The following is a 19,499-nucleotide window of genomic DNA, read 5'->3' on the forward strand; positions in this document are numbered from 1 at the left end:
AGCAAGGACGGGCCGGTGATCTGGGAAGACCATTTCTATCCCGAGATCATCGACCCGGACACGGGCGAGGTGCTGCCCGACGGCAGCGAGGGGGAGCTGGTCTTCACGTCGCTGTCCAAGGAGGCCATGCCCATCATTCGTTACCGCACGCGGGACCTGACGCGGCTGCTGGCGCCGACTTCGCGCAGCTTCCGGCGCATGGGCAAGATCGTGGGGCGCAGCGACGACATGATGATCATCCGCGGCGTCAACGTCTTTCCGACCCAGATCGAGGAAATCGTGCTGGCCAATGCCAGCCTCACGGGCCTGTACCAGATGCACATCAGCCGTGAAGGCCTGCTGGACACCGTCGAGGTGCACTGCGAGCTGCAGCCGCAGCGGCGCGGCCTGGGCGATGCCGAGCGCGGCGAGATCGCGCAGTGGGTGCAGCAGCGCATCAAGACCCTGGTGGGCATTTCCACGGCGGTGCGCGTCTTCGATCCCGACACCATCGAGCGCACGCAGACCGGCAAGGCCCGGCGCGTGTACGACAAGCGGCCGCGTTGAGGCACCGCCGGCCGTCGTCAACCATTTCACTGAAGGAGATCGCACATGTACACCCAGGCCATGGACACCATGGGCAAGGAAGCGGGCGATGGCGGCAAGGCCGTGCGCTCGGCCGACGAAATGCGCCTGCAGCAGCGCTTTGACGAGCGCATCGATGCCGGCGAATTCATCGAGGCCAAGGACTGGATGCCCGACAACTACCGCAAGACGCTGCTGCGCCAGATCAGCCAGCATGCGCACAGCGAGATCGTCGGCATGCTGCCCGAGGGCAACTGGATCAGCCGCGCGCCCACCCTCAAGCGCAAGGCCATCCTGCTGGCCAAGGTGCAGGACGAGGGCGGCCATGGCCTGTACCTCTACGCGGCCGCCGAGACGCTGGGCAGCAGCCGCGACCAGATGCTGCACGCGCTGCACACGGGCAAGGCCAAGTACAGCTCCATCTTCAACTACCCCACGCTGACCTGGGCCGACATGGGCACCATCGGCTGGCTGGTGGATGGCGCGGCCATCATGAACCAGGTGCCCATCTGCCGCTGCTCCTATGCGCCCTACGCGCGCGCCATGGTGCGCATCTGCCGCGAGGAGAGCTTTCACCAGCGCCAGGGCTACGAGGCGCTGCTGACCATGATGCAGCAGGGCACCGAGGCGCAGAAGGCCATGGTGCAGGACGCCGTCAACCGCTGGTGGTGGCCGTCCATCATGATGTTCGGCCCGCCCGACGACCAGTCGCCCAACAGCGCGCAGTCCATGCGCTGGGGCATCAAGCGCATCTCCAACGACGCGCTGCGCCAGAAGTTCATCGACGCCACGGTGGACCAGGCCAAGGTGCTGGGCGTCACCCTGCCCGATCCCGACCTGAAATGGAACGAGGCCCGCCAGGCCCATGACCATGGCCCCATCGACTGGGACGAGTTCTGGCGCGTGATCGCCGGAGACGGCCCCTGCAACCGCGAGCGCCTGGGCGCCCGCGTCAAGGCCTGGGACGAAGGCGCCTGGGTGCGCGAGGCCGCCCTGGCCCATGCCCGCAAGCAGACACAGAGAAACCAGACCCGCAAGGAGGCCGCATGACCACCGTCGAACAGAACATCACCAACGAATGGCCGCTGTGGGAAGTCTTCGTCCGCAGCAAGGCCGGCCTGGACCACAAGCACTGCGGCAGCCTGCATGCGGCCGACCCGCAGATGGCGCTGCAGATGGCGCGCGATGTCTACACGCGGCGCCAGGAGGGCGTGAGCGTCTGGGTGGTGCGCTCGGACCAGATCGTGGCCAGCGACCCCGGCGACAAGGACATGTTCTTCGACCCGGCCCAGGACAAGGTCTACCGCCATCCGACCTTCTACCAGCTGCCGCCCTCGGTGGACCACATGTGAGCGGGGTGCAGCCATGACCGCCTCCGCCTCCTCCATCGCCATCGACGCCCGCCCCGAGGTGCAGTACCTGCTGCGCCTGGGCGATACCTGCCTGATCCTGGCCCAGCGCCTGGGCCAGTGGTGCGGCCACGCGCCCATCCTCGAAGAGGACATCGCCATGACCAACATGGCGCTGGACCTGGTCGGCCAGGCGCGTGCGCTGCTCACGCGCGCCGGCCAGCTCGAAGGCCGCGCGCACGACGAGGACCAGCTCGCCTTTCTGCGCGACGAGCGCGACTACTTCAACGCCACGCTGGCCGAGCTGCCGCGCGGCGACTTCGCCTTCACCGTGCTGCGCAACGCCATGGCTGCCACCTGGCTGCGCCTGATGTGGGAGCGCCTGGTGCACTCCAGCGACGCCGAGCTGGCCGCCATCGCCGCCAAGGCGCTCAAGGAAGCGCGCTACCACGAGCAGCACGCGGGCGACTGGGTGGTGCGCCTGGGCGACGGCACCGAGGAATCGCGCCAGCGCATGGAGGCGGCGCTGGCCCAGCTGTGGCGCTATGCGGCCGAGCTGTTCACCGACGACGCCACGGACGCCGCCGCGCGCGCCAGCGGCCTGGGCCCGGCCTGGTCCGAGCTGCGCGAGCCCTGGCAGGCCGAAATGGCCGCCCTGCTGCAGGAGGCCACGCTGGACATGCCGGCCGAATCCGCCTTCCGCAGTACGGGCCGCAACGGCGTGCACAGCGAGCACATGGGCTTCATCCTGGCCGAGATGCAGCACCTGCAGCGCGCCTATCCGGGCGGGGTGTGGTGATGGCTGCCGCACGGCTTGTGGCCGTCACATCCGCCTCGGCCGAGCGCGAGCGCCTGGCCTGGGCCGCGCTGCAGGACGTGCCCGATCCCGAGGTGCCCGTGATCTCGGTCTGCGAGCTGGGCATCGTGCGCGAGGTCCATGCCCTGCCCGAAGGCCAGGGCATGGAGATCGTGCTCACGCCCACCTACTCGGGCTGCCCCGCCACCGAGGTCATCGAGCGCAGCGTGCTCGATGCCATCGAGGCCGCAGGCCTGGGCCCCGCGCGCGCCGTGCTGCGCCGCGCCCCGGCCTGGACCACGGACTGGATCAGCGACGACGGCCGGCGCAAGCTGCGCGAGTACGGCATCGCGCCGCCCGGGCGCTGTGGCGACCCCGGCCTGCCGGAGGGCACTTCGCCCATCCGCCTGGTGCGCCGCCGCCAGGGCATTGTCGTGCCCGAGCCCGTTGCCTGCCCGCACTGCGGCAGCGTGCACACCGAGCGGCTGTCGGCCTTCGGCGCCACGGCCTGCAAGGCCCTGCACCGCTGCCTGGACTGCCGCGAACCCTTCGAACACTTCAAGCCGATATGACCACGACCACGATGTTCCACCCGCTGCGCGTGCGCAGCATTGCGCCCGACACGGCCGAGGCCGTGGTCGTCTCCTTCGACGTGCCGCCCGCGCTGCGCGAGGTCTTCGGCTTCACCCAGGGCCAGTACCTGACGCTGCGCCACCAGATCGACGGCCAGGACCTGCGCCGCAGCTACTCCATCTGCGCAGGCGTGGATGACGGCGAGTTGCGCGTGGGCGTGCGCAAGGTGCGCGGTGGCCAGTTCTCCAACTGGATCAACGAGCATCTGCGCCCCGGCGACACGCTGCAGGTCATGGCGCCCCAGGGCCGCTTCTTCGTGCCCATCGAGCCCGAGGCCGCGCGCCACCATGTGGGCATCGCCGGCGGCAGCGGCATCACGCCCATCCTGTCCATCATGAAGACCGTGCTGGCGCGCGAGCCCGCCAGCCGCTTCACGCTGATCTACGGCAACCGCCAGCTGCAGTCCACCATGTTCAAGGAGGAGATCGAGGACCTCAAGAACCGCTACATGTCGCGGCTGTCGCTGCAGCATGTGTTCTCGGACGAACACACCGACCTGCCGCTGAACATGGGCGTGATGGACCGAACCAAGATCGCCGAATTCCTGCAGGGCGTGGTGCCGGCCGCGCACATCGACCATGTCTACATCTGCGGACCCTTCCAGATGAACGACGAGGCCGAGGCCGCCCTGCTGGCTGCCGGCGTGCCCGAGGAGCGCATCCACATCGAGCGCTTCGGCGTGGCCCTGCCGGTCGCAGGCCAGGGCACGGTGGGCGCCGTGGTGCACGAGGCCCAGCCCGGCGACGCCGCCACCGCCCGCATCACCCTGGTGCGCGACGGCCTCTCGCGCGAAATCCCCTTCACGCGCGGCCAGGCCAGCATCCTGGACGCGGCCTCCTCGGCCGGGCTGGAAGTGCCCTATTCCTGCACCTCGGGCGTCTGCGGCACCTGCCGCGCCAAGGTGGTCGAGGGCGAAGTGCGCATGGAGCGCAACTTCGCCCTCGACAAGAACGAGGTCGCCTGCGGCTTTGTCCTGACCTGCCAGGCGCATCCGCTGACCGAGCGCGTGGTGCTGTCGTTCGATGAGCGGTGAGGGCGCCTGCGTTCTGGCGCAGGGCAGGAAGACTCAGGGAAACAGTGTCGAAAGCATGTGCTTTGGCACTGGCAGCCCATCAGATGCTTCGATGAAATGCAGACCCTTGGATGCGGGCTGTATGGACTGAAACGCGGAAGGAAAGCGCGGCAGCTGCACATGGTGCTTGCTCTTGCATTCCTCGCAGGCGTGGAACTGCGGCTGGAAGACTTTGTTTTTATGGCTTCCCACGGGACCGTTGGCATCCCAGACGGCCAGCGATGCCTCGGTGGAAACCGGCTTGCACAGATTCTTCCAGTCCAGTGCCCCGTGCACGACCATGTAGAAGCCAATCAGGTTGGAAACCAGGTCTTCCTGGCTGAATCCACTGTCTGTGAGGAGCGACATGGATGCCTGCAGGCTCTCGAAGCCCATGGAAACCTCCATGAATATGGCCAGGGCCACGGAGCGCTTCGCTGAAAGAGACAGGCCTTTCTTGACGAGATAGAACTTGGCAAATTCCTGGGTCAGGCCAAAGCGCCCCATGGATTGCTTGTATTGAATCAGATGGCTGTCGGAGTGACCGGGAATCCCGATGCCGCGCTCATGCAGTATGTCTTTCCAGAGATAGGCCGCACTGGCGTAGCGATTGCGATGGCTCTCGACCGATTGGAGGTGGCCCAGGTCAATCCATCCGCAGTTGCAGGTATAGATGAGTCTTCGGGGTATGTGGGATCTGCTGGACATGTTCAGTCGTAATGGGTGAGCGTGACCTTGCAAAGGCCTGTTGCGATTGCCTGGGTGACCGCCAGTACGGCAACTTCGCCGGCCGATGACGCGTATTGCGCGTATTGGACAAGGCGCTCTCCCTCGGGGACAAACGATGCGGCGGCATTTCCGGCATCGATGGATCTCTGGTGGAAATCCTTCTGGCGCAGGTAGCTGGTGATGGCCGCAGTGGCCTCGGTGATGTCCTTGGCGCTGGTCTCGAAGGTCATCTCGGACTGCGGGGGCTTGTTGCCATCACCGACGGAGCCGAAGTAGGTGGGCTGCGCCATCGTCCCTGTCGCTGGCGCATTGCGTATCAGGGAAGAGATGCCTACGTAATATCTGAGCGATCCCCGCTCAGGCGAGTAGTCCTCCTGGGAGATGAGAAACCCATACACGGCCAACCAGGATGCGGATGCGGCAAAGACCAGGAGGACAAGGCCCAAGATAACGGATCTGAGTCGCATGGAAGAGATGGAACGGGTTCGGGGAGGTGACAGCGGTCCAGATCCTAAATGAGCGGGCTGGAATCTTTATTTCAAAAGAGTAACTCTTTGAAATAGAGAATTTTCTGAATGCCACATTCGATATTTGACGGATTTCTCTTTGCGAAAGAGCAGACCGCGTCTGCCCCAGGAAAGCAAGCGGTCTGCCAGCGCAGTGAAACCATGCCCGGGGCAGGTTTCCTACTCGATGCCGATATCCAGCCGCGACACCAGTGCCCGGCCGTGTTCGTTCAGGCCCGTCACCTTGACCTTGCTGCCGTGCTTGCGCAGGCGCTGGCAGACCTTGTCCAGCGCATTGACGGCCGTGATGTCCCAGAAATGGGCGTTGGTCAGTTCGATGCGCACGGGCCGGCCTTCGATGTCCCGCACGTCGAAGGCATCGACCAACTGGTCGGCCGAGGCAAAGAAGACCTGGCCCGAGACGCGGTAGGTCAGGCCTGCGCCGTCCTGCGTCTTCTCGACGGACAGCAGCCTTGAGACCTTGAAGGTGAAGAACACCCCGCTGAGCAGCACGCCGACGCCCACGCCGGCGGCCAGGTTGTCCGTGGCCACGGTGACCACCACGGTGGCCAGCATCACGGCGCTGGACAGCTTGGGATGCCTGAGCAGGGCGCGGGCCGATCCCCAGTCCAGCGTGGAGGCCGACACCATCACCATGATGGCCACCAGCGCCGCCACCGGCACCTGGGACACCCAGGGCTTGAGCAGCACCATCAGGATGAGCAGGAAGGCGCCCGCGAACAGCGTGGACAGCCGGCCCCGGCCGCCGTAGCGCACATTGCCCACGGTCTGGCCGATCATGGCGCAGCCCGCGATGCCGCCGAACAGGCTGGCTGCGATGTTGGCCACGCCGATGCCGCTGCACTCGCGGTTCTTGGAGCTGGGCGTGTCCGTGAGTTCATCGACCACGCTGGCCGTCATCATGGACTCCAGCAATCCCACCATGGCGATCGCCAGCGCGGGCAGGGCGATCAGGCGCAGCGTCTCCAGCGACCAAGGCACCTGCGGCAGCCCGAAGCTGGGCAGGCCGTCCGGCAGCAGGCCCAGGTCGGCGACCGTCTTCAAGGGCAGGTCCAGCCAATTCGCCGCCACCGTCAGCACCACGATGCAGACCAGGGGCGAGGGCACGGCCGTGGTCAGCCGGGGCAGGCCGTAGATGATCAGCAGGCCGGCGCCCACCATGGCCCAGGTGGCGGCATTGGCGCCGATCAGGTGCGGCATCTGGGCCGAGAAGATCAGGATGGCCAGCGCATTGACGAAGCCCGTGCGCACCGAGCCCGACACATAGCGCATCAGCACGCCCAGGCGCAGCAGGCCGAACAGGATCTGCACGGCTCCCGCAAGAATGCCGGCCGCAAAAAGGTATTGCACGCCATGCGCATGCACCAGCGGAGCGGCCACCAGGGCGACCGAGCCCGCTGCCGCCGACACCATGGCCGGGCGCGCGCCCGTGAAGGCGATGACGATGCTGATGATGAAAGACGCGAACAGCCCGACGGCAGGATCGACGCCAGCCACGAAGGAAAAGGCGATGACCTCGGGGATCAGCGCAAAGGTGGCCACGGCGCCGGCCATGAGCTCGCGCGGAATGCTGGGCGCCCACTCGGCGCGAAAGGGATGGGGATGCTTCGACATGGAAATGGCCAGCCCCGCCGCGCTGGGTGTGGCAGGGCGGGGCAGGATTTTGTAGACGGGAATGAACATGCCGGGCGTCGGGCGATGCCCGAAACCTGGCGGCTTGTACGGTTCGGCCGTGCTACGGCGGCGCCAGGCGGGTGCAGCCCGAGCGCCGGCTCTGCGAGCCGCGCGCGATGCGGGCCAGCGTGAAGCTGTGAAGGCGCGCGGCATCGCGGCTGCGCGCTTGGCGAGCCCCGGGTTGACGGTGCCGGTGGACTGAAATCACGGGCGCGATTGTACGAGGGGGTGCTGCCTGCCGCGGGATGGACCCCTGGCCGCAATCAGTCGTAGTGCGCCATGGTGGCGCGGTAGCGCACAGGGCCTTGCTCGGCCGACGAGGCCTGCACCACTTCCACGTAGACGACTTGGCCCGAAGCCGCCGTGTACCTGGCATGGCGAACGCGCCGCCCCGTGCCGTAGGAGGGGCCGGGCGTTTCGTCGTCCGCACTCCGGGAATAGCCTTTGCCGAGCAGGTAGGCATCGAAGGCGTGCGTGGCGGGGCCAATGCTTGCGAACTCCACGTCATAGGACACCAGGCCGTGTGGCGGCTTGTTGCCGTCGCCCACGGTGCCGAAGTACTCCGCCTTGCCCAGCGCGCCCACCAGCGGCGCATGGCGCACCAGGGACGAGATGCCGATGTAGTAGGTGAAGCTGCCGGGCTCGGGCGTGTAGTCCTCCTGCGAGATCAGGCATAGGGTTGCAGCCAGCCAGCCGAACACGGCTAGCGGCAGGCACAGGACAAGACTCCACAACAGGGTTCTGGCACGCGGCAGGAGCATGGGATTTGTCGTCGGGCGCCTGGAAAAACAAAACCCGCTTTCCGGGGAAAGCGGGTCTGGATGCTCAAGAACCTTGATGGTCCGAATCAGAACGGAATGTCGTCATCCATGTCGTCAAAGCCCGAGGCCGCGCGCTGCGGCGGGGGTGCCATGGGTGCGGGAGCGGGGCGCTGGGCAGGGGCCTGGCGCGGTGCGGGCGCTGCCATGGGGGCAGGGGCCGGGCGGCGCTGTTGCTGCTGGGGAGGGGCGTCGTAGCCGCTGTCGCCATAGCCTTCATCGCCATAGCCGCCGCCTTGCTGGCCACCGCCGCCGCCTTGGCGGCTGCCCAGCATCTGCATGGTGTCGGCGCGGATTTCGGTGGCGTAGCGTTCCTGGCCGGAGGCCTGGTCGGTCCACTTGCGCGTGCGCAGGCTGCCTTCGACATAGACCTGGCTGCCCTTGCGCAGGTACTGGCCCACGATTTCGGCCAAGCGGCCGTTGAAGACCACGCGGTGCCACTCGGTGGCTTCCTTGTTCTCGCCCGTGTTCTTGTCGCGCCAGCGGTCGGTGGTGGCGATGGTCACGTTGGCCACCTGGTCGCCACTCGGGAAGGTGCGCATTTCGGGGTCGCGCCCGAGGTTGCCGACGATGATGACCTTGTTGACGGATGCCATGAGTGAAATACCTTTACAGAGAGAAGTGGCCCGGGCATAGAAGGATGGATCCCGGGCCAGACGCGCCATTGTGCCGCAAGCCGTCCGCCGTTGGCAGGGGGCGGATATGCCGGTGCAGCGGCTGGCTGCAGCAGTTTGTAACCGTCGGAAAACTGCCGTTCAGCCGTGGCGGCCCACGGGGCGCAGCGGCCAGGTGACGACCAGCCACAGCACGGCCAGGACGCTCGTCAGGGTGAACAGGCCCGGCATGCCGGCCCATTTGGCGACGGCGCCGCCCAGCGCGCCGCCTGCGAACAGGCCCAGCGATTGCAGCGTGTTGTAGGCGCCCAGCGCCGCGCCGCGCAGCGGGGCCGGCGCCATGCGCGAGACCAGGCTGGGCTGGGTGGCCTCCAGCGCGTTGAAGCCGCAGAAGAACACGAACATCAGCACGGCCATGGCCCACAGCGGCGGCTGCGTGCCGCCGGCCGCCAGCAGGCCCAGGCCGATCTGCACGAGGGTGATCAGGGCGATGGCGCCCAGCAGGGCCGCGCGCAGGCGCCCGCGCCGCTCCATGGCGAACAGGCCGCCCATGGCGGCGAAGGACAGCACCACGGCCGGCAGGTAGACATGCCAGTGCGCCTGCTTGTCCAGGCCTGCCTGCACCAGCATGGCGGGCACGGCCACCCACATGGACATCTGCACGGTGTGCAGCACGAACACGCCCAGGTTCAGGCGCACCAGGTCGCCGTGGCGCCACAGCTCGGCCATGCGGCCGCGCGGCTGGTCGGCGTGGCGCGCTGGCTCGGGCGGGACGACCCAGAGCACGACGGCAATGCCCGCCAGCGCCAGGGCGCAGGTCAGGCCGAAGATGCCGGGCAGCCCGCCCCAGGCCGCCAGCAAGGGGCTGAGCACCAGGGCCAGCGCGAACATGAGGCCGATGCTGCCGCCCACCATGGCCATGGCCTTGGTGCGCACGCTGTCGCGCGTGAGGTCGGCCAGCAGCGCGGTCACGGCGGCCGAGACGGCGCCCGCGCCCTGCAGGCCCCGGCCCCACATCAGGCCCAGCAGCGAGTCGGCCGTGGCCGCCAGCAGGCTGCCCGCGGCAAAGACCAGCAGCCCGGCGACGATGACGCGCTTGCGCCCGAACCGGTCCGAAGCCAGGCCCAGGGGCAGCTGGAACACGGCCTGGGTGAGCCCGTACAGGCCCATGGCCAGGCCGATCATGGCCGGATCATCCCCGCCCGGGTATTTGCGCGCCTCCAGCGCGAACACCGGCAGCACCAGGAACAGGCCCAGCATGCGCAGCGCAAAGATCAGCGCCAGGCTGGCGCTGGATCGGCGTTCCTGCGAGGTCATGCGGCCCGATGCGGCCGAGGAGGGGGCTGGCGCCTGGGCGCCGTGGACGGGTGTGGGGGAATCGAGCACGGGGTGCACTGTTGTGGGGGCAAGCAATCCGCCATTCTCGCCCATAGGCCGGCGCTGCGGGGTGGCTGGGTTATGCAAGGCAGTGCAAGACAGTTTTGTGAAGGGGCGCCGCGGCAGGCCCTGCCGCCCCGCAGACCGAGCCGCCATGCGGTGGCACGGGTTCTGACCTATCATGGCGGGTTCGCCTTCGCAGGGGTTTTCCCGATGCCTGGTTCCCACACGATTTCCGAAGACGGCGGCCTGGACCGGGCCGCCGACTCCCGCTCCCAGCCCGACGGCCGCTACCTCGGCCAGGCGCTGGCGCAGTCACGCATCGCCATCCGCGGTGCGCGCACGCACAACCTCAAGAACATCGACCTGGACATTCCGCGCAACCGGCTGGTGGTGATCACCGGGCTGTCGGGCTCGGGCAAGTCCAGCCTGGCCTTCGACACCCTGTACGCCGAGGGCCAGCGCCGCTATGTGGAGAGCCTGTCGGCCTATGCGCGCCAGTTCCTGGGGCGGCTGGACAAGCCCGATGTGGACCTGATCGAGGGCCTGTCGCCCGCCATCAGCATCGAGCAGAAGGCCACCAGCCACAACCCGCGCTCCACCGTGGGCACGGTGACCGAGATCAACGACTACCTGCGCCTGCTGTTCGCACGCGCCGGCACGCCCTACTGCCCCGACCACAACCTGCCGCTGCAGTCCCAGACCATCAGCCAGATGGTGGATGCGGCCCTGGCCCTGCCCGAGGACACGCGCCTCATGGTGCTGGGGCCGCTGGCGCGCAACAAGAAGGGCGAGTTCGCCGAGCTGTTCGCGCAGATGCAGGCCCAGGGCTATGTGCGCTTTCGCATCGACGGCAAGATCCACGAGTCCCATTCCCTGCCCGCGCTGGAGAAGAACGAGCGCCACGACATCGACGTGGTGATCGACCGCCTCAAGGTGCGCGCCGACGCCCAGCAGCGCCTGGCCGAGAGCTTCGAGGCCGCCCTGCGCGCGGGTGGCGCCGACGCCGGCGGCCGCGTGATCGCCCTGGAGATGGACAGCGGCAAGGAACACCTCTTCAGCGCCAAGTTCGCCTGCCCGCTGTGCAGCTATTCGCTGCCCGAGCTGGAGCCGCGCCTGTTCTCGTTCAACTCGCCCATGGGCGCCTGCCCGGGCTGCGACGGCCTGGGCTGCACGGAGTCCTTCGATCCCGAGCGCGTGGTGGCCTTTCCCACGCTGAGCCTGGCCAGCGGCGCCGTCAAGGGCTGGGACCGGCGCAACGGCTACTACTTCTCCATGCTGGAGAGCGTGGCGCGCCACTATGGCGCCGATGTGGAGCTGCCCTTCGAGGAGCTGCCCGAGAAGGTGCGCAACGTGATGCTGTGGGGCTCGGGCGAGGAGGAAATGCCCTTCACCTATGTCTTCGACAGCGGTGCGCGCAAGGGCGAGACCCTGGTCAAGAGCCATCCCTTCGAGGGCATCATCCCCAACATCACGCGGCGCTGGCGCGAGACCGAGTCCAGCGTGGTGCGCGACGACCTGGCGCGGCTGCGCAGCGTCGCCGTCTGCCCCGACTGCGGCGGCACGCGGCTGCGCCGCGAGGCGCGCTTCGTGCGCATCGGCGAGGGCGAGCAGGCCCGCGCCATCTACGAGGTGGGCCACGCCACGCTGGCCGAGGCCCATGCCTGGTGCGCGTCCCTGCAGCTGTCGGGCGCCAAGGCCGAGATCGCGGGCAAGGTGGTGCGCGAGATCGCCTCGCGCCTGCTGTTCCTCAACGACGTGGGCCTGAGCTACCTGAGCCTGGAGCGCGGGGCCGACACGCTGTCCGGCGGCGAGGCCCAGCGCATCCGCCTGGCCAGCCAGATCGGCAGCGGCCTGACGGGCGTGATGTATGTGCTGGACGAGCCCAGCATCGGATTGCACCAGCGCGACAACGACAAGCTCATCGGCACGCTGCAGCACCTGCGCGACATCGGCAACAGCGTCATCGTGGTCGAGCACGACGAGGACATGATGCGCGCGGCCGACCAGATCATCGACCTGGGGCCGGGCGCGGGCGTGCATGGCGGCCGCGTCATGGCCCAGGGCAGCTACGAAGAGGTGCGCGCCAACCCCGATTCGCCCACGGGCCGCTACCTGGCGGGCACCCAGCGCATCGAAGTGCCTGCGCGGCGCACGCCCTGGCAGCCCGTGGTCGAGGCGCCGGCCGAGGGCGAGGTCCGGTCTCCTGCCAAGGGCTTCCCCGCACGCACGGGCCAGCATCCGGCCGAGGCCGGTGCGGCTGCGCCGCAACTGCAGGCCCTGCGCGTGGTGGGGGCACGCGGCCACAACCTCAAGGGCGTGACGGCGGACTTTCCCGTGGGCCTGCTGACCTGCGTGACCGGCGTCTCGGGCTCGGGCAAGAGCACCCTGGTCAACGACACGCTCTATACCGAGGCCGCGCGCCAGATCCACCGTGCCGGCGGCGAGGCCGCGCCGCACGACGACATCATCGGCATGGGCTATTTCGACAAGGTCATCAATGTGGACCAGTCGCCCATAGGCCGCACGCCGCGCAGCAACCCGGCCACCTACACGGGCCTGTTCACGCCCATCCGCGACCTGATGGCCGAGACCAACACCGCCAAGGAGCGCGGCTACGGCCCCGGGCGCTTCTCCTTCAACGTGGCCGGCGGCCGCTGCGAGGCCTGCCAGGGCGACGGCGTGGTCAAGGTGGAGATGCACTTCCTGCCCGATGTCTACGTGCCCTGCGACATCTGCAACGGCCAGCGCTACAACCGCGAGACGCTGGAGGTGCAGTGGAAGGGCCGCAACATCTCCCAGATCCTGGAGATGACGGTGGAGGACGCCCATGCCTTCTTCAAGGACGTGCCCACCATCGCCCGCAAGCTGCAGACCCTGCTGGACGTGGGCCTGTCCTATATCCGGCTGGGCCAGAGCGCGACCACGCTGTCGGGCGGCGAGGCGCAGCGCGTCAAGCTGGCCCAGGAGCTGTCCAAGCGCGACACGGGGCGCACGCTCTACATCCTGGACGAGCCCACGACGGGCCTGCACTTCGCCGACATCGCCCTGCTGCTCAAGGTGCTGCAGCAGCTGCGCGATGCGGGCAACACCATCGTGGTCATCGAACACAACCTGGACGTGATCAAGACGGCCGACTGGATCATCGACATGGGCCCCGAAGGCGGCTCGGGCGGCGGCCAGGTGGTGGCCACGGGCACGCCCGAGGACGTGGCGGCCAACCCGGCCAGCCATACGGGGCGCTACCTGCGGCCCTATCTGGAGGCAGCGTCGGTGTCGGCTCCTGCAGCGGCCAAGGCTGGTCGCCGGAAAGCACAGTGAGGCCGGCCATGGACAGCAGCATCCTTGATTTCGTGGTGGTGGGCGCGGGCATGGCCGGTGCCTCGGTGGCCTGGCAGCTGGCGCGCGATGGCGGCGCCTCGGTGCTGGTGCTGGAGCGCGAATCCCAGCCCGGCTACCACAGCACGGGCCGCTCGGCCGCGCTGTATGAGGAGCACTATGGCCCGCTGCAAGTCCAGGCGCTGACGCGCGCCAGCCGCGCCTTCTACGAGCAGCCGCCGCAGGGCTTTGTGCAGGCGCCCATCCTGGCGCCGCGCGGCGTGCTCTATGTGGGCACGGCCGCGCAGAAGGACCTGCTCGATGCCGCCCATGCCGAGGCGCTCCTGCACTCGCCCCAGGCGCGGCGCCTGGGCCCCGATGAACTCAAGGCCCTGGTGCCCTGCCTGAACACCACGCTGCTGGTCGATGGCTTTGCGGACGACGGCGCGCGCGACATCGACGTGCATGGCCTGCACCAGGGATTCCTGCGCGGCCTGCGCCAGTGCGGCGGCGAGCTGCGCTGCAGCGCCGAGGTCCGTGCGCTGGCGCATGCCGCAGGTGTCTGGACCGTGGACCTGGCCGACGGCAGCCAGGTGCGCGCGCGCTGCGTGGTCAACGCGGCCGGCGCCTGGGCCGATGCGCTGGGCGCACTGGCGGGCGCAGCGCCCATCGGCCTGGTGCCCAAGCGGCGCAGTGCCTTCACCTTTGCCGTGCCCGACGGCATGGACGCCGCGCACTGGCCCGCCGTGATCAGCGCCGACGAGGGCTTTTACTTCAAGCCCGATGCAGGCCAGCTGCTGGGCTCGCCCGCCAACGCCGACCCCGTGGCGCCGCAGGACGTGGCGCCCGAGGAACTGGACGTGGCCACGGGCATCTGGCGCATCGAGGAAGTGACCACGCTGCAGATCCGCCGCCCCTCCCACACCTGGGCCGGGCTGCGCAGCTTTGTGGCCGACGGCGAGATGGCCGTGGGCTGGGATGCTTCGCCCGTGCCGCTGCCGGGCTTTTTCTGGGTGGCCGCCCAGGGCGGCTACGGCATACAGAGCGCCTTCGGCTACAGCCTGCTGGCGCGCAACCTGCTGTGCGGCGAGCCGCTGGATGCACGCCTGGCCGCGCAGGGCGTGCAGCCTGAACGGCTGTCGCCTGCGCGCTGCCAGCGCGGCTGAGGTTCGGTTGAAGCGTGCCGCTCAGAGCGGCGAGCGCCGCGCAAAGCGCACCACGGTCACGCCCGCGCGCGCCTGGCGCACCGAGGGCATGACCAGCACGCAGTCGCCATAGGGCGTGATCACCGGCTCGCCATCGTTGTCGCCGATCACCGTGCCGGCCTTCTCGAAGCGCTCCAGTCCCGTGAACGGCGCCGTGAAGCGAAAGCCGCTGCTCTTGGCCACCACGGGCGCCGTGACTTCCAGCGCCCACTGGGCCGGTGCGTCGGCCTGCTTCCAGTCGGGCAGGGCGGCGTGCAGCGCGCCGTTGTCGAAGATGGCGGCCACTTCGAGGAAACGCAGGCATTGGTCGTGCGCCACGTCGCGGCTGGCCAGATCGCCATGGAAGCCGCATTCGATCAGCAGCGAGCGCGAGTCGCCGGCCTCGGCGTCGGGCAGGCCGAAGCGCCCGTAGTCGCGCAGCCGCGTGCCGTCCTTGTGGCCGGCATCCACGACGATGTTCGCCGGCGCACCCATCTGGCGTGCCAGATCGCGGTTGCGCGGCTGCATGCCGGTCAGCAGCAGCGGGGCCGAGGGCTCGTGCATGGAATGCAGGTCCAGCAGCCAGTCGGCCTGCTGCACGAAGGGGCGCAGCGCGGCGGCGCGGCGGCGTTCGCGGGTGCTGCCCTCGTCGATGCGTGCGTCTATCCACTGGCGGTTCATGTCCTCGTCCACGAAGCGCGAGGCATCGTGGCTGGCCGCGTCGAAGCGGTCGAAGGCATCGAGGTTGGCCAGCACCAGGGTCAGGCGGCCGTTGTCCAGCGCCAGGCCGTTGTGCAGGGCCTGAAGCAGCCCGGACACGGCCCAGGCGCCGCAGATCTCGTTGCCGTGCACCAGCGCGGAAATCATCACGTGGCGGCCCGGGCGTCCCGAGTCGAATTGCCACACGCCCTCGGTACCGGTATTGCCCGCGCGCCAGGCGCTCAGGTCGGGCAGGGGAAGGTCAAATCGCAAAGCGTCCATGGCTGGCTCAGTTCTCGATGTGGGCGAATTGGACGATTTTTGTGTACTTGGCGATCTCGGCGTTGATGTACTTGCCGGCATCGGTCTTGGGATCGGCCACGACCGAGCCCGACTCTTCCATCTTCTTGCGGAACTCGGGCGAGGCCATGGTCTCGTCCAGCGCCTTCTTGACCTTGGCGGCCACGGGTGCGGGCAGGCCCTTGGGCGCCATCAGCGCGAACCAGACGTTGATGTCCACGTTCTTGTACTGGGGCAGCTCGGACAGGGCCGGGATGTCGGGCGTGATGGCCGAGCGCTTGGCCTCCGTCGTGCCCAGGGCGATGACCTTGCCCGCGCGGATCTGGGGCAGTCCCGAGGACAGCACGAACATGCCGAACTCGATGTTGTTGCCCACCAGGTCCGTGGTCAGGGGCGCCACGCCACGGTAGGGGATGTGGGTCATGTGCAGCTTGCCCTGCTCCTTGACCATCTCGCCGGCCAGGTGCAGTGCCGTGCCCACGCCCGAGCTGCCGTAGCTGAACTTGCCCGGGTTCTTGGCCACCAGGGCGCTGAACTCGGCGGCGGTCTTCACGCCGGCCTTCTGCGAGGCCACCAGCACCATGGGCTGGGAGCCGATCATGCCGATGGGCGTGAAGTCGCCGATGGAGTACTTGATGCTCTTGTTGATCAGCCGGGCGATGGCCAGCTCGTTGTTGGCGCCCACGAACAGCGTGTAGCCGTCGGGCGTGGCCTTGACGGCCTTTTGCGCGCCGATGGCGCCGCCTGCGCCGCCCAGGTTTTCCACCACCACGGGCTGGCCCAGGCGCGAGGCCAGGCCATCGGCCACGAAGCGGCCCACCAGGTCGGTGCTGCCGCCGGCGGGGTAGCCCACGATCATGGTGATGGCGCGGTTGGGGTAGCTGGCGGCGTCGTCGGCGAAGGCGCTGCCGGTGGCGGCGATCAGCAGGCCGCAGGCCAGGGCGGTGCGGCGCAGGAGGGAGTTGCTGGGCATGGGGTTATTCCTGAAATGTATGAGATTGATTGTGCGAAGGACTTCCCAGGCATTTGGTGCTGATTCAGCACGAGGCGGAGCCATTGCAGCACCAAAACCCGCTTGTTCCACAGCGCGGTGCGGGTTTGCACCAGGAGGGCGCATGCATGCACCCGTCAGGCGCCCGTGATGTCGCTCCAGAACTGCTCGGCCGCGGGGCCCAGGTGGCGCTTGGGACGGTACAGGCGCACGTCGAAGTGCACTTCCAGGCCCGGGTCGCCGGCCACGGCCAGGCGGCCGGCCTGGCAGTCGCCGCGCACCATGGACCACGGCATCCAGGCCAGGCCCAGGCCGCGCAGCACGTATTCGTAGTGGGCGTCGGCCGAGTCGCAGTCCACGCAGCGGCGCAGGCGCGGCGCCAGCGGATGCCGGGCCAGGTGGTCTTCCACCAGCCGGCCCAGGGCCATGCTGTGCGAGAAGGCCAGGTAGGGCACGGGAGCGACGGGCTGGTGGCTGGCCGACAGCTCGTACAGCGGGCGGCCCCGGGCATCGGCGCGGGCCACGGGCACCAGCCTGTCCTGCATCACCGTCAGGTAGCTGAACTGGCGGCCGTCCAGGCGCACGCCAATGGCGGCGTGGTGGTAGACCAGCGTGAAGCTGACTTCGCCGCGCTGCAGCATGGCCACGGTCTCGTCCAGCGTGCGCGTGACCACGCGCAGCTCGGCCGTCTGCAGCACGCTGCCGTGGCGCGTCAGCCAGTCGGCCACGATGGTGCGCGCCAGCGTGCGTCCCGTGGCCAGGGTGATCACGCGGGCCTGGCGCCCGGCCACGGCCTGCAGTTCATCGTGCGACTGGGCCAGCGTGCGCACCAGTTGCTCGGCCGTATCGCGGAAGGCTTCACCGGCCGGCGTCAGCCGCACGGGGCCGCCGCCGGGCTCGACCAGGGGTGTGCCGGCCCAGGCCTCCAGCGCGCGGATGCGCCGCCCGAAGGCCGGATGGGTGACATGGCGCAGCTCGGCCGCGCGCGTGAAGCTGCGCTCCTGGGCCAGCAGCAGGAAGTCTTCCAGCCATTTGCCTTGCATGGCCGGGCTTCCCTGCCGTCTCAGGCAGCGGCTGCGTCTTGCAGCGTCTGGCGCGTGGCCTGGGCGGCGGTGCGCGCGGCGGCAGCGAAGTCGTCGCCCTGCGATGCATAGAGCACCGCACGCGAGGAATTGATGATGATGGGGCCGCCGCCGATGCGCGCCGCCTTGACCGTGGCCACGGCATCGCCCCCCTGGGCGCCCACGCCGGGAATCAGCAGCGGCAGCGAGGGCGCGAATTCACGCACGCGCTCGATCTCCTGCGGGCGCGTGGCGCCCACCACCAGGCCGAGCTGGCCGTTGGTGTTCCAGGGGCCTTGCGCCAGGCGCGCCACATGCTCGAACAGGTGGGGCTGGCCCGGCAGGTCGGCCAGGCGCTGGGCCTGCAGGTCGTCGCCGCCGGGGTTGGAGGTGCGGCACAGCAGGAAGGCGCCCTTGCCCTCGTACTGCAGGTAGGGCGTGATGGAGTCGAAGCCCATGAAGGGCGACAGGGTCACGGCGTCGGCGCCATAGCGCTCGAAGGCTTCCTTGGCGTACTGCTCGGCGGTGGAGCCGATGTCGCCGCGCTTGGCGTCCAGGATGATGGGCACATGGGGCGCGACGGCGCGCATGTGGGCCATGAGCTTTTCCAGCTGGTCTTCGGCGCGGTGGGCCGCGAAGTAGGCGATCTGGGGCTTGAAGGAGTTCACCAGGTCGGCCGTGGCCTCGACGATGGCGGCGCAGAATTCGTAGATTTTGCTTGCATCGCCGCGCATGGCCGCAGGAAAGCGGCTGGGTTCGGGGTCCAGGCCCACGCACAGCATGGATTGGTTCTGGGCGGTGGCATTGCGCAGCATGTCGAGAAAGGTCATGGGGCGCGATTTTAGCGATCGGCCCTTCCCGGGGCCTGTCGCCGGGCATCCAGCGGGTTTGGCGGCCCATGGGCACAATCGGCGGCCTATGCCTGCCTTCACCGCCCGACAAATCCTTTTGCTGATCGCGCTGACCCTGATCTGGGGCATCAATTGGCCGGTGATGAAGCTGGGCGTGCAGCATTTCCCGCCGCTGAGTTTCCGCATGGCCTCGATGTGGGTGGGGCTGCCCATCCTGGCGGCCTTCGTGGTCTGGCGCCGCCTGCCGCTGGCCGTGCCGCGCGCCTGTTGGCCCCGGCTGGCGCAGCTGACGCTGTTCAACATGGTGCTGTGGAACAGCCTGATCATCATTGCCATCCCCATGCTGTCCAGCGGGCGGGCGGCCATCCTGGGCTACACCATGCCCATCTTCTCGGCCGTGCTGGGCAGCCTGTTCTTCCATGACCGGCTGGCGCCGCGTGCCTGGGCGGGTGTGGCGGCGGCCTTGGCGGGCGTGCTCCTGCTGCTGTGGCACGAGGTCGGCGCCCTGGGCAGCCGCCCCATCGGCGTGGGCCTGATGCTGGCCGCCGCGCTGAGCTGGGCCTTCGGCACGCAGAAGCTGCGCCGCGCCGAGGTGCCCGTGCCCCTGCTGACGATGACGCTGTGGATGGTGGCGCTGACCGCGCTGACGCTCACGGTGCTGGCCTTCGTCTTCGAGCGCCACCTGTGGCACTGGCCCGATGCCCAGGCCACGGGCGCCATCGTCTTCAACGGCGTGCTGGTGCTGGGCTTTGGCCAGACGGTCTGGTTCTTCCTGGCGCGCAGCCTGCCGCCCGTGGCGTCCACGCTGAGCGTGATGATGATCCCCGTGCTGGGCGTGTTCAGCGGCGCCTGGTGGCTGGGCGAGGTGCTGCACTGGCAGGACTGGACGGCCGTGGCGCTGATGGTGGTGGCCATTGCCTCGGTGCTGTGGCCGGCGCGCGGCCGCTGAGGGCAAGCAGGAGA

At 68.7% G+C, this 19,499-nt stretch carries 18 protein-coding genes and 1 pseudogene; 9 read left to right on the top strand and 10 right to left on the bottom strand.

The window, feature by feature from the left end; translation table 11 throughout:
* The 6 genes and pseudogenes from ACF8NF_RS05055 to paaE all read left to right on the top strand — a co-directional run.
* A pseudogene (locus tag ACF8NF_RS05055) lies at positions 1 to 546 on the top strand (phenylacetate--CoA ligase); the annotation flags it as partial.
* A gap of 45 nt (positions 547 to 591) precedes the next feature.
* Positions 592 to 1,614, top strand: coding sequence for a 1,2-phenylacetyl-CoA epoxidase subunit PaaA (gene paaA / locus ACF8NF_RS05060; RefSeq protein ID WP_012202742.1), 1,023 nt, complete (start codon positions 592 to 594; stop codon positions 1,612 to 1,614).
* Positions 1,611 to 1,916: a 1,2-phenylacetyl-CoA epoxidase subunit PaaB gene (paaB, locus tag ACF8NF_RS05065; RefSeq protein ID WP_016454266.1), complete on the top strand. Its 306-nt coding sequence runs from the start codon at positions 1,611 to 1,613 to the stop codon at positions 1,914 to 1,916. Before paaA ends, paaB begins: the two co-directional genes overlap by 4 nt.
* A gap of 13 nt (positions 1,917 to 1,929) precedes the next feature.
* On the top strand, positions 1,930 to 2,712 hold the full coding sequence (paaC, locus tag ACF8NF_RS05070) for a 1,2-phenylacetyl-CoA epoxidase subunit PaaC (protein ID WP_016454265.1): 783 nt from the start codon (positions 1,930 to 1,932) through the stop codon (positions 2,710 to 2,712).
* Positions 2,712 to 3,281: a 1,2-phenylacetyl-CoA epoxidase subunit PaaD gene (gene paaD / locus ACF8NF_RS05075; RefSeq protein WP_392450193.1), complete on the top strand. Its 570-nt coding sequence runs from the start codon at positions 2,712 to 2,714 to the stop codon at positions 3,279 to 3,281. The genes paaC and paaD overlap by 1 nt, the downstream gene beginning before the upstream one ends.
* Complete coding sequence (gene paaE / locus ACF8NF_RS05080) at positions 3,278 to 4,375, top strand: 1,2-phenylacetyl-CoA epoxidase subunit PaaE (protein ID WP_047328037.1); 1,098 nt, start codon at positions 3,278 to 3,280, stop codon at positions 4,373 to 4,375. The genes paaD and paaE overlap by 4 nt, the downstream gene beginning before the upstream one ends.
* 33 nt (positions 4,376 to 4,408) lie before the next feature.
* Here the strand turns inward: paaE and ACF8NF_RS05085 are convergent, their stop codons facing one another.
* The 6 genes from ACF8NF_RS05085 to ACF8NF_RS05110 form a co-directional block, all read right to left on the bottom strand.
* On the bottom strand, positions 4,409 to 5,101 hold the full coding sequence (locus ACF8NF_RS05085) for a hypothetical protein (protein WP_016449342.1): 693 nt from the start codon (positions 5,099 to 5,101) through the stop codon (positions 4,409 to 4,411).
* A 2-nt stretch (positions 5,102 to 5,103) separates the two neighbouring features.
* The gene (locus ACF8NF_RS05090) at positions 5,104 to 5,412 is read right to left on the bottom strand and encodes a hypothetical protein (RefSeq protein ID WP_267179028.1); all 309 of its coding nucleotides are present in this window, start codon (positions 5,410 to 5,412) and stop codon (positions 5,104 to 5,106) included.
* 396 nt (positions 5,413 to 5,808) lie between these two features.
* The gene (locus tag ACF8NF_RS05095) at positions 5,809 to 7,263 is read right to left on the bottom strand and encodes a SulP family inorganic anion transporter (protein WP_392450194.1); all 1,455 of its coding nucleotides are present in this window, start codon (positions 7,261 to 7,263) and stop codon (positions 5,809 to 5,811) included.
* A 323-nt stretch (positions 7,264 to 7,586) separates the two neighbouring features.
* A complete protein-coding gene (locus ACF8NF_RS05100) occupies positions 7,587 to 8,084 on the bottom strand; it encodes a hypothetical protein (protein ID WP_392450195.1) in 498 nt (165 codons plus the stop codon).
* Between the two features lie 86 nt (positions 8,085 to 8,170).
* Entirely contained in the window at positions 8,171 to 8,737 is a 567-nt protein-coding gene (gene ssb, locus ACF8NF_RS05105; protein WP_016449346.1) for a single-stranded DNA-binding protein, read from the bottom strand.
* Positions 8,738 to 8,896: 159 nt separating this feature from the next.
* A complete protein-coding gene (locus ACF8NF_RS05110; RefSeq protein ID WP_034348262.1) occupies positions 8,897 to 10,072 on the bottom strand; it encodes an MFS transporter in 1,176 nt (391 codons plus the stop codon).
* A gap of 273 nt (positions 10,073 to 10,345) precedes the next feature.
* Here ACF8NF_RS05110 and uvrA point away from each other — a divergent pair, with 273 nt between their 5' ends.
* Together uvrA and ACF8NF_RS05120 are read left to right on the top strand one after the other, a co-directional pair.
* Positions 10,346 to 13,453 carry an excinuclease ABC subunit UvrA gene (uvrA, locus tag ACF8NF_RS05115; RefSeq protein WP_016449348.1) on the top strand — a complete coding sequence of 1,036 codons (3,108 nt, stop codon included), beginning with the start codon at positions 10,346 to 10,348 and terminating at the stop codon, positions 13,451 to 13,453.
* A gap of 8 nt (positions 13,454 to 13,461) precedes the next feature.
* Entirely contained in the window at positions 13,462 to 14,616 is a 1,155-nt protein-coding gene (locus ACF8NF_RS05120) for an FAD-binding oxidoreductase (protein WP_016454261.1), read from the top strand.
* A 21-nt stretch (positions 14,617 to 14,637) separates the two neighbouring features.
* Here the strand turns inward: ACF8NF_RS05120 and ACF8NF_RS05125 are convergent, their stop codons facing one another.
* From ACF8NF_RS05125 to pyrF, 4 genes are all read right to left on the bottom strand, one after another.
* Positions 14,638 to 15,615 (bottom strand): succinylglutamate desuccinylase/aspartoacylase family protein, encoded by a 978-nt coding sequence (locus ACF8NF_RS05125; protein ID WP_209799372.1) that lies wholly within the window; start codon positions 15,613 to 15,615, stop codon positions 14,638 to 14,640.
* Between the two features lie 7 nt (positions 15,616 to 15,622).
* Positions 15,623 to 16,606 carry a tripartite tricarboxylate transporter substrate binding protein gene (locus ACF8NF_RS05130; RefSeq protein ID WP_016449351.1) on the bottom strand — a complete coding sequence of 328 codons (984 nt, stop codon included), beginning with the start codon at positions 16,604 to 16,606 and terminating at the stop codon, positions 15,623 to 15,625.
* A 155-nt stretch (positions 16,607 to 16,761) separates the two neighbouring features.
* Complete coding sequence (locus ACF8NF_RS05135) at positions 16,762 to 17,667, bottom strand: LysR family transcriptional regulator (RefSeq protein WP_017407708.1); 906 nt, start codon at positions 17,665 to 17,667, stop codon at positions 16,762 to 16,764.
* A gap of 20 nt (positions 17,668 to 17,687) precedes the next feature.
* A complete protein-coding gene (gene pyrF / locus ACF8NF_RS05140; RefSeq protein WP_016449352.1) occupies positions 17,688 to 18,515 on the bottom strand; it encodes an orotidine-5'-phosphate decarboxylase in 828 nt (275 codons plus the stop codon).
* An 88-nt stretch (positions 18,516 to 18,603) separates the two neighbouring features.
* Between pyrF and ACF8NF_RS05145 the strand changes: the two genes are divergently transcribed.
* Complete coding sequence (locus ACF8NF_RS05145; RefSeq protein ID WP_026062986.1) at positions 18,604 to 19,485, top strand: DMT family transporter; 882 nt, start codon at positions 18,604 to 18,606, stop codon at positions 19,483 to 19,485.
* Positions 19,486 to 19,499 lie beyond the last annotated feature (14 nt).

Source organism: Delftia sp. WSY_22 (assembly GCF_043104185.1).
GTDB lineage: Bacteria > Pseudomonadota > Gammaproteobacteria > Burkholderiales > Burkholderiaceae_C > Comamonas > Comamonas tsuruhatensis.

What these genes read in the sequence shown, in the direction of transcription:
- ACF8NF_RS05100 (WP_392450195.1), bottom strand. Translation starts at nt 8,084, where the DNA reads ATGCTCCTGCCGCGTGCCAGAACCCTGTTGTGGAGTCTTGTCCTGTGC.
- ACF8NF_RS05090 (WP_267179028.1), bottom strand. Translation starts at nt 5,412, where the DNA reads ATGGCGCAGCCCACCTACTTCGGCTCCGTCGGTGATGGCAACAAGCCC.
- paaE (WP_047328037.1), top strand. Translation starts at nt 3,278, where the DNA reads ATGACCACGACCACGATGTTCCACCCGCTGCGCGTGCGCAGCATTGCG.
- uvrA (WP_016449348.1), top strand. Translation starts at nt 10,346, where the DNA reads ATGCCTGGTTCCCACACGATTTCCGAAGACGGCGGCCTGGACCGGGCC.
- ACF8NF_RS05120 (WP_016454261.1), top strand. Translation starts at nt 13,462, where the DNA reads ATGGACAGCAGCATCCTTGATTTCGTGGTGGTGGGCGCGGGCATGGCC.
- ACF8NF_RS05095 (WP_392450194.1), bottom strand. Translation starts at nt 7,263, where the DNA reads ATGTCGAAGCATCCCCATCCCTTTCGCGCCGAGTGGGCGCCCAGCATT.
- pyrF (WP_016449352.1), bottom strand. Translation starts at nt 18,515, where the DNA reads ATGACCTTTCTCGACATGCTGCGCAATGCCACCGCCCAGAACCAATCC.
- ACF8NF_RS05085 (WP_016449342.1), bottom strand. Translation starts at nt 5,101, where the DNA reads ATGTCCAGCAGATCCCACATACCCCGAAGACTCATCTATACCTGCAAC.
- ACF8NF_RS05110 (WP_034348262.1), bottom strand. Translation starts at nt 10,072, where the DNA reads ATGACCTCGCAGGAACGCCGATCCAGCGCCAGCCTGGCGCTGATCTTT.
- paaC (WP_016454265.1), top strand. Translation starts at nt 1,930, where the DNA reads ATGACCGCCTCCGCCTCCTCCATCGCCATCGACGCCCGCCCCGAGGTG.
- ACF8NF_RS05125 (WP_209799372.1), bottom strand. Translation starts at nt 15,615, where the DNA reads ATGGACGCTTTGCGATTTGACCTTCCCCTGCCCGACCTGAGCGCCTGG.
- paaD (WP_392450193.1), top strand. Translation starts at nt 2,712, where the DNA reads ATGGCTGCCGCACGGCTTGTGGCCGTCACATCCGCCTCGGCCGAGCGC.
- ACF8NF_RS05145 (WP_026062986.1), top strand. Translation starts at nt 18,604, where the DNA reads ATGCCTGCCTTCACCGCCCGACAAATCCTTTTGCTGATCGCGCTGACC.
- ssb (WP_016449346.1), bottom strand. Translation starts at nt 8,737, where the DNA reads ATGGCATCCGTCAACAAGGTCATCATCGTCGGCAACCTCGGGCGCGAC.
- ACF8NF_RS05135 (WP_017407708.1), bottom strand. Translation starts at nt 17,667, where the DNA reads ATGCAAGGCAAATGGCTGGAAGACTTCCTGCTGCTGGCCCAGGAGCGC.
- paaA (WP_012202742.1), top strand. Translation starts at nt 592, where the DNA reads ATGTACACCCAGGCCATGGACACCATGGGCAAGGAAGCGGGCGATGGC.
- ACF8NF_RS05130 (WP_016449351.1), bottom strand. Translation starts at nt 16,606, where the DNA reads ATGCCCAGCAACTCCCTCCTGCGCCGCACCGCCCTGGCCTGCGGCCTG.
- paaB (WP_016454266.1), top strand. Translation starts at nt 1,611, where the DNA reads ATGACCACCGTCGAACAGAACATCACCAACGAATGGCCGCTGTGGGAA.